This window comes from Flavobacterium branchiophilum NBRC 15030 = ATCC 35035, assembly GCF_002217205.1.
Classification (GTDB): domain Bacteria; phylum Bacteroidota; class Bacteroidia; order Flavobacteriales; family Flavobacteriaceae; genus Flavobacterium; species Flavobacterium branchiophilum.
This window is the reverse complement of the sequence record NZ_MUGT01000136.1, coordinates 1-7,716: the sequence shown is the minus strand read 5'-3', so window position 1 is coordinate 7,716 and position 7,716 is coordinate 1. Positions and strand designations below refer to the sequence as shown.

At 35.5% G+C, this 7,716-nt stretch carries 7 protein-coding genes; 1 reads left to right on the top strand and 6 read right to left on the bottom strand.

Features of this window, described 5'->3' with window-relative positions:
- Window positions 1–310: 310 nt before the first annotated feature.
- From B0A58_RS16520 to B0A58_RS13575, 5 genes are all read right to left on the bottom strand, one after another.
- Complete coding sequence (locus tag B0A58_RS16520) at window positions 311–487, bottom strand: hypothetical protein (protein ID WP_165766350.1); 177 nt, start codon at window positions 485–487, stop codon at window positions 311–313.
- Between the two features lie 335 nt (window positions 488–822).
- Window positions 823–1,017, bottom strand: coding sequence for a hypothetical protein (locus B0A58_RS13590; protein WP_089081515.1), 195 nt, complete (start codon window positions 1,015–1,017; stop codon window positions 823–825).
- A 56-nt stretch (window positions 1,018–1,073) separates the two neighbouring features.
- Entirely contained in the window at window positions 1,074–1,307 is a 234-nt protein-coding gene (locus B0A58_RS13585) for a hypothetical protein (protein ID WP_089081514.1), read from the bottom strand.
- A gap of 89 nt (window positions 1,308–1,396) precedes the next feature.
- Window positions 1,397–3,979 carry a hypothetical protein gene (locus tag B0A58_RS13580; protein WP_089081513.1) on the bottom strand — a complete coding sequence of 861 codons (2,583 nt, stop codon included), beginning with the start codon at window positions 3,977–3,979 and terminating at the stop codon, window positions 1,397–1,399.
- Window positions 3,980–4,047: 68 nt separating this feature from the next.
- On the bottom strand, window positions 4,048–5,556 hold the full coding sequence (locus B0A58_RS13575; protein WP_089081512.1) for a GH3 auxin-responsive promoter family protein: 1,509 nt from the start codon (window positions 5,554–5,556) through the stop codon (window positions 4,048–4,050).
- A 136-nt stretch (window positions 5,557–5,692) separates the two neighbouring features.
- On the opposite strand from B0A58_RS13575, the gene B0A58_RS13570 reads away from it, so the two are divergent.
- Window positions 5,693–6,490: a DUF2797 domain-containing protein gene (locus B0A58_RS13570; protein WP_089081511.1), complete on the top strand. Its 798-nt coding sequence runs from the start codon at window positions 5,693–5,695 to the stop codon at window positions 6,488–6,490.
- Window positions 6,491–6,698: 208 nt separating this feature from the next.
- Here the strand turns inward: B0A58_RS13570 and B0A58_RS13565 are convergent, their stop codons facing one another.
- Window positions 6,699–7,652 carry a transporter gene (locus B0A58_RS13565; RefSeq protein ID WP_089081510.1) on the bottom strand — a complete coding sequence of 318 codons (954 nt, stop codon included), beginning with the start codon at window positions 7,650–7,652 and terminating at the stop codon, window positions 6,699–6,701.
- Window positions 7,653–7,716 lie beyond the last annotated feature (64 nt).

Sequence of the window (7,716 nt, the reverse complement as noted above, 5' to 3'; positions counted from 1 at the left end):
AACTTTCTAAAAAAATTGATTACCATAGCAAGTAGTTTATACAACAGAGGCACAAGCGTAGATGCAAATGGTGTTGCGATAAAAGGCACAGGATTGAACAGCCTTGGCGACAATTTTGGCGACATTGGCACTATTGCTTTTGGCACCCTTAGTGTAGGCCACTGAATTGCATAACATTGGCCTTGGGCAGGCTTGCACCCCGACTTGAACGGAGCTCTTTTTTTCTTGCCGCTCGACGGTTTGTTGGGTTTGCGGCAAGAAAAAAAAGCGGGAGTGGAAGGCGGAATAGGTGCCCAAATGATTTGGATATTTATACTTGTTTATATGCTTTTGTTGTTTGATTTTGAATGTGTTTTGGGCCTTTTTTGTTAGGTTTATATACTTCTACACATCGTTTGCCACATCCGCCGCCGCATACTCTATTGCTTGTTGAACAGGCTGCCATGCTAAAAAGGATGATGATGGTTATCAATATTTTTGTTTTCATGTATGTAAAATTTATTTGTTATGGCTCCTTTATGTTATCGCTTGGTGATTTATTAGTGTTTGGTTCTTCAAACTTGTTTTTTATATCAATTATTTTTATTGGCTGTAAATATAAGCCTATTTTTTGAAATTGTTGGGTGTTTTTTTGTTTTTATACCTTTGGTTTGTAGTTGTTATACCAAACACTTATATAAAATAGTCTAAAAATGCAATGCTATTTTTATTCAAGATTTTATAAAAAAATCTTTTCATAGCTGGGCTACGTAATTATTTTTTTGTGAAATATTTGGAGAAAAAGAGCTAGCAGATTGGGCTATTTTATATGAGTGTTTGGTATTATTGCCAAAACGACCATTCTTTTCCGTTGTAGATACACAGTACTTTATTGGTCAAATCATAACAAATGGTTCCTGCTTCTGGGTTTGGAATGTTGAGGTGTGGTTCGTTCATTCTTGGCAATACTAGCGCTTTTGTTGTGGATTCTAATACTAAAACTCCTGGTGCCGAGGAGGTTGTTTTTCCTATAATCATGCCTGATTTGATGTCGTTATTGGCATTTAGGGTTGTGGGCAGTTCGCCTGTTTTGGTTAAACTTTTCCAAATGCCATCAAAGTATTGTACCGTTTTTGTAGTAGGTCAAATGTAAGGGTTCCTTTTACGGGAGCCGTAACGGTGGTGGTTGCTGGCAAAATAATGCCTCTGTAATCGTTGTCGTTGAAATTTAAAATACTACTTTGAAAAACGCTTTTGGTGCCAATACCTACTTGGGCGTTTACGGTTAAAGCTATAGTTAATACATATAAAAACATCAATTTTTTCATCTTTATTTGATTTAATTTGTAATTTCATGATTTATATAGATTAAATTTAATAGTTTTTTGGGTTGGGGATTTGGGGTGTTTTACTTATGTTATGGGACACAAACTTGTTTGATACAATTCCAAGTGGTGCCGTTATACAGTTTTAAGCAGTTTTCGTCGGTATCGAAAACGAGCATACCTTCTGATGGGTTAAGGGCATTGATTTGAGTAGTTGTTTGCCTCGTGATGACGAATCCTTTTGTTTTGGATTCTAGTACTAATGCCCCGTTTTTGGAATTTGTAATGGCGTTTGCGGTTTGATTTTGTGTTGAAACTGCTACAAGGTATGCTTTTGGAGTTCCAGAAATGGGCAACTTTGTTTCTGCAATTTTGGTAACGGTTACACTAACGGTTTTGTCTATAAAACAAGGGGCTTGAGTGGTAACGTGTACAGAATATTGGTTGTCGCCATTGCTCATATCGGTTACGTTTATGGCGGGGTTTCTTTGGGTTTTGTTGGTGGCATTAATGCCTGGCCCCGTCCAGTCGTAAACGGCATTATTCAAATCGATAAATAAATTGACTTGATTGTATGAAGCTCCACAAAAATTGGTAATATCGCTACTGGCAACAGGCGAAGAGGCCGATCCTATTTGAACAATATCTGTTACAACATTGCCGCAACCGTCTTTTATTTGATAGGAATATAAACTATTTGTGAGCCCCTCGAAAGTATTACTAGATTGGAATGGACCAAAAGTACCACCAAATCCATTGGCAATTCGATATTCTAAAACATTATTGGGTGCAGGAGAAGAGGATGTGGCGTTGATGGTTAATATGGCGTTTGTTTCACCATCTGCACATGTATAGCCGCCTGTTGTGGCTTTATCTATTGCAATGATGGAACTTGCGTCAAAATTTACTGTTTGTGTATAAACGTTTCGTGTACCGCCTTTTATACGCAGTCCAAATACATAATTACCATTGGTTAAACCTTCAAACAAAAGAGATTCTGTGGTGCTGGCTAAATCTTTTGTTAGTCCTACATTGGATGGGCCAGAAACAATTACAACTTCATAAGCAGCACTATCGTCAAAATTACCAATCATTTTATAATCAAATCCACCACAAACATTTACAGTTGAAAAGCTAGATATAGAAGCCGTTCGGCCGTTTACGGTTACTGTTTTAGACCCATTGCCGCAAGACGAGGTAAAAGAAAGGGTGTAAGTACCTTTTGGCCAATATCCTGATGGATCTGTAATATTGACACTTGGGACATCTGCATCAGATAATGTAGATCCGGTTGTGCCAACGGGAACTAATGGACTGTTTGATGCTGTTACGGTATAATTAATAACTGAGTTTGAGGCTACACCAGAAAATACTAATCGTAAAGTGCCATATTCTAAATAATTGCTACTTACAAACGAAGTAGCCTGATTGACAACTAAAGTAGTAGAATTAGCTGGCAAAGCTACACTTGTTACAGAAAACATATTTGATGTGGTTCCATTTACATCGTTATAAGTAAATGAATACGTTTTTCCTGCTGTAAATCCAGTAAAATATTGGCCATCGGTTGTTTGAGTAAATTGCAACACATCCGCTGCATTTGTAGTGTTGGTAAAAGTATAAGTAATAGGAAAACAAACTAGTGCAGGATTTACTACGGGTCTTACCCTACTCCCATTTACACAATCAGTAGTAGCACTAATGATGCCATTCAAATAAGTAGTGCTTACTTCTTTTGAATTGCCACATGCGTCTAAAATAACTACTTTGATGCTAGAAATATTAGTAATGATGTTTTGTCTGGTTACACCAATGGGCATGTTTACAAATGTTGAAGATAATGAATATCCAGGACTATTCAAATCGCTATAGCCATCTCCATCAATATCTTTTCCATAATAAGCTCCATTGTATTTAATTTTCCAAGTAAATAAAGCTGCTTCTGCCGCAGATAAGTTGGAGCCATTTGTATTACCAAATCCACTTTGAATAAATAATTTTATGGGAGAAGAACAGGAGCTTGCATCTTTTTGAAAATAATTTGTGGCCTTTGTTTTTACACTACTCACAGTTACACTTGGATTAGAAATGGTTGTTGGCGAAATAATCGTTTGTCCACATCCATCTTCTACAGTTACGGTATAACTACCTATTGGCAATGCGGCAAAAGAAAATGTGGTGGCCGTGGTTGAAGCACTTGTTTCTAAAACAGTATTGGTAGCATTGTTTTTTATGCTATATACAAATGGTGATTTTCCTCCAGATAAAGTAACTGCAACCACCTTTGACTCTCCTACACAAGGCAAAGATAGTGAAGGGTTTGTCAAACTCATATTGGTATAACCATCTGATACAGCAATTGTTGCCGATGAAAACACGGTAGTATTTGAAGTTGATTTTCCTTTTATGATATAACTTCCTGTAGCCAAGCCCGAAAAAACATTTGACGATGTAAATTGATTGACGTCGCCAGCAATGGGAGCTAAAACGGTACCATCTGATTTTTGCAATTGGTACACGGGACCTGTACCCAATCCCGTACTACTTGCCGTTAGTTTTCCTGAGTTTTTACACCCTAAATTACTAGCAACTCCTGTAACAGTTTGAGCATTAACAAAATTAACTAATAAAATAAATACAATAACAAATAATTTGTGAATTTTTATATAACGCATTGATTTTCAGTTTGATAAATTATTTTTTTGCAAAATATATTATAAATTTATGAATGATTACAAGTTATTTATAATGATAATAACGCTTCCAAATAAGTCCTGCTATTTGACAGTCGTGGAATTTTGTGCTGTCCGCCAAGCTTGTTTTTTTGCTTAAGCCAATCATAAAATAAATTGGGACGGGCTACATGAATTTTTAATGGATTCAAAGTCATATTATTGTAACGTTTGGCTTCGTAATCAGAATTGATGGCTTGAAGATTTTGGTCTAAGATTTCTTCAAATTGCAACATGTTATTGGGCAAAACATCAAATTCTATAATCCATTCATGAGCACCTTTTTCTTTTTCTGTCATAAAAATGGGTGCCACAGTATAATCTTTGATGGACGACTGGGTTGATTCGCAGGTTTTTGCCAATGCTTTATCCGTATTTTCTACCATTAATTCTTCGCCAAATACATTAATAAAATGTTTGGTTCGTCCAGAAACTCTTATTCTGTAAGGATTTAACGATGTAAATCGAACAGTATCGCCAATCATGTACCGCCAAAGTCCAGAATTGGTTGTAATGACAATGGCATAGTTTTGAAATAAAACCACTTCCGATAGCGGAATAATTGTTTGATTGGACGTGCCATAAGTGTCCATGGGTATAAACTCATAAAAAATACCATAGTCTAACATCAACAATAAATCGTTGGAATGATTTTGGTCCTGAATAGCAAAAAAACCTTCGGAAGCATTATATATTTCATAATATTTAAAATCGCTATCGGGCAACATTTTTTGATATTGCACTTTATAGGGGTCAAAACTAACACCTCCATGAAAATAAACTTCCAAATTAGGCCAAACCTCTTTCAAATGGGATTTGCCTGTTTGTTCCAATACCCTATGCAACAGCACCATCATCCAAGAGGGAACCCCCGCAAAACTGGTAACATTTTCTGTCAATGTTTCTTTGATAATGGCATTCATTTTTGTTTCCCATTCGCTCATCAACGATACTTTGCTGCTTGGAGTACTGCTAAATTCTGCCCAAATGGGCATATTTTCTATTAAAATGGCCGATAAATCACCAAAAAAAGTGTTGTTGTTTTCATAAATTTGCGAACTTCCACCAAGCCGTAAACTTTTGCCTGTAAACATTTCGGAATTTTCGTTATTATTCAAATACAAACACAGCAAATCTTTACTTCCTTTATAATGACAGTCTTCCAATGCCTCTGGGCTTACAGGGATAAACTTGCTTTTTGCATTGGTAGTGCCACTCGATTTGGCAAACCATTTGATGGGCGTTTCCCAAAATACATTTTGATGGCCTTGTCGGGTTTTTTCTATCATGGGTTCCAAGTCTTCATAACTTGCCACAGGTACTTTTTCGGCAAATGCCCGATAGGTTTTGATATTTACAAAATCAAAATTCTTGCCAAATTCTGTATTTTCTGACGATTTTATTAAATTCATCAACAATTCTTCCTGAACTTCGTGTGGATATTTCAAAAATAATTCTATTTGATGAATCCGTTGTTTGAGAAACCAACTGGCAACTGAATTTAAAAATGGAAAAAGCATGAGGTATGTGTTTTTATTGTTTTTTAGTTGCTTATTAGTATGAAAATTAAAAAAACAAATACTAATTTTACATCGTTATCAAAAATAATCAAAATTTATAAAACCGCAAGTAAAATTTAAAAAAATAACTGTTTTTATGAAATACCAAGGAATACTCACAAAAATGCAAACAGAAATAGGCTCGCCCATTCAATATTATATGGTTTTTGAAAATAGTTTTCTAAATGTTAATCAATTGATAAACAAAACAATACAAGTGCAACATTTGGGTTATCAATGTTTGAATTGCAACAAAAAAAAGAAAATTTTCAGACAAGGATATTGTTATGATTGCTTTATGAGTTCGGCTGCGGTAGGCGATTGGATCATGCGACCAGAACTGAGTAAAGCCCATTTAGGCATAGCCGATAGGGATTTAGAATATGAAAAAGCCGTACAATTGCAACCTCACATTGTTTATTTGGCCCTTTCGAGCGAAATAAAAGTGGGGGTTACTCGAAAAACGCAAGTACCCACTCGATGGATAGACCAAGGAGCTACAGAAGCCATTCCCATAATCGAAGTACCCAATAGGTATTTGGCCGGCATCACCGAGGTGGCACTAAAAAACCATTTTGCAGATAAAACCAATTGGCAAAAAATGCTCAAAAACGACGTTGTTTCTGGTCATTTAATGGAAACTCGACAACAAGTAAAACCTTGGTTGCCGCTAGAAGTTCAGCCTTATTTTGATGATTACCACCCTGTTTTATTACAATTACACTATCCTGTAACACAATATCCTAGTAAAATAAATAGTTTGAATTTAGAAAAAAACAATGCCTATACTGGAATTTTAAAAGGAATCAAAGGGCAATATTTAATTTTTGAAGACGGTACTGTTTTTAACGTCAGAAATGCGGAAGGTTTTGAAGTTTCGATTGGTGTTGTATAATATATATTATGATGTTGATATAAAATAATCAATATCATATTATTTTCAAAATTTTATAAACCAAATGGCTTGGTCGTTTTCCTAGCTATAATCTCGCTTTCTGATACAATCGGGGGTACAACTCCACACTTTTGAACTATAAGAAAAACTTTTGAAAAACAAAAAAGCCCAACAAATTGTTGGGCTTCAAATTTTGTTTACTAAAAAATTACAACGAATAATTCAAATTAATACTCCAACGGTAATTGGCTTCCACATTGCCTCCGGTTAAATTTTGCTTGATAGGCAGCATCACATTGGCACCAAAAGACAAAGCATTGCGACCAACTTCAAAACCGATTTTGCCAAACAAGGCATTTCCTGAGGTTTCGTTTAGTTGTATGCCGTGTTGGTAATTATTTTGATAGGTTTCGCCAGCCAATCCCAATTGAGGTGCAAAAGACAAGGCATCTTTTTCATACAAATAAAAAAAAGTGGTTGCATAATTCCACTGGTTGCCAAAACGATAGTGTTTTTCATTTTCGGTTTTAATCACGTAATTCAACATGGTATTCAATCCAAATTGTTTTCTTCTCAAAATATATTCGGTTGCCAAAAGGTAATCCCAACTACCCGTTCCTACTTGAAAACTCGGATTGATTGTGCCTGAATTGGCGTCGTTATATTTTCCAGTTGGTAATTTCAGTCCGCCTCCTATTTGCAAGGTGTGTGCAAAAAAAGTACTGTCCGTTTGGGTTTGATACAAGCGATACATGGCTAAAACCGTGAGGTCTCCAATGCCATTTATTGATTGTTTTCCAGTAGTTGTTTCCCTATTGTGTGCATGATAAGGAATTAAAACTGAAATCTGTATATTTTTTTTTACAGGGATTCGTGCCCAAACTTGTGTGGTATTGAAATTTTCGGTGTACCAAGGTGAATTGGTATATAACCCGTCTGTGGATTTATATTGTTGATTAAAATAGCGAATACCAACAAAATTGGAATTGAGCATCGAAGCAAATCCCATACTGCCACCACTAGCAGAACAACCACATGCATCACAATCATCATCCAAAAGATAATAATATTTTGAAAACGAGTTATTTAACTGCAAACTGTCTTTTTCGGTGGCATTTACCATTTGGAAAAATAGTATAAAAAGGATTACTGTTTTTTTCATTTTGAGATTTTTTTTCAACCTTTTTTTAATATTAAGTTGTTATTGTTTTTAAACCATTAAGAAA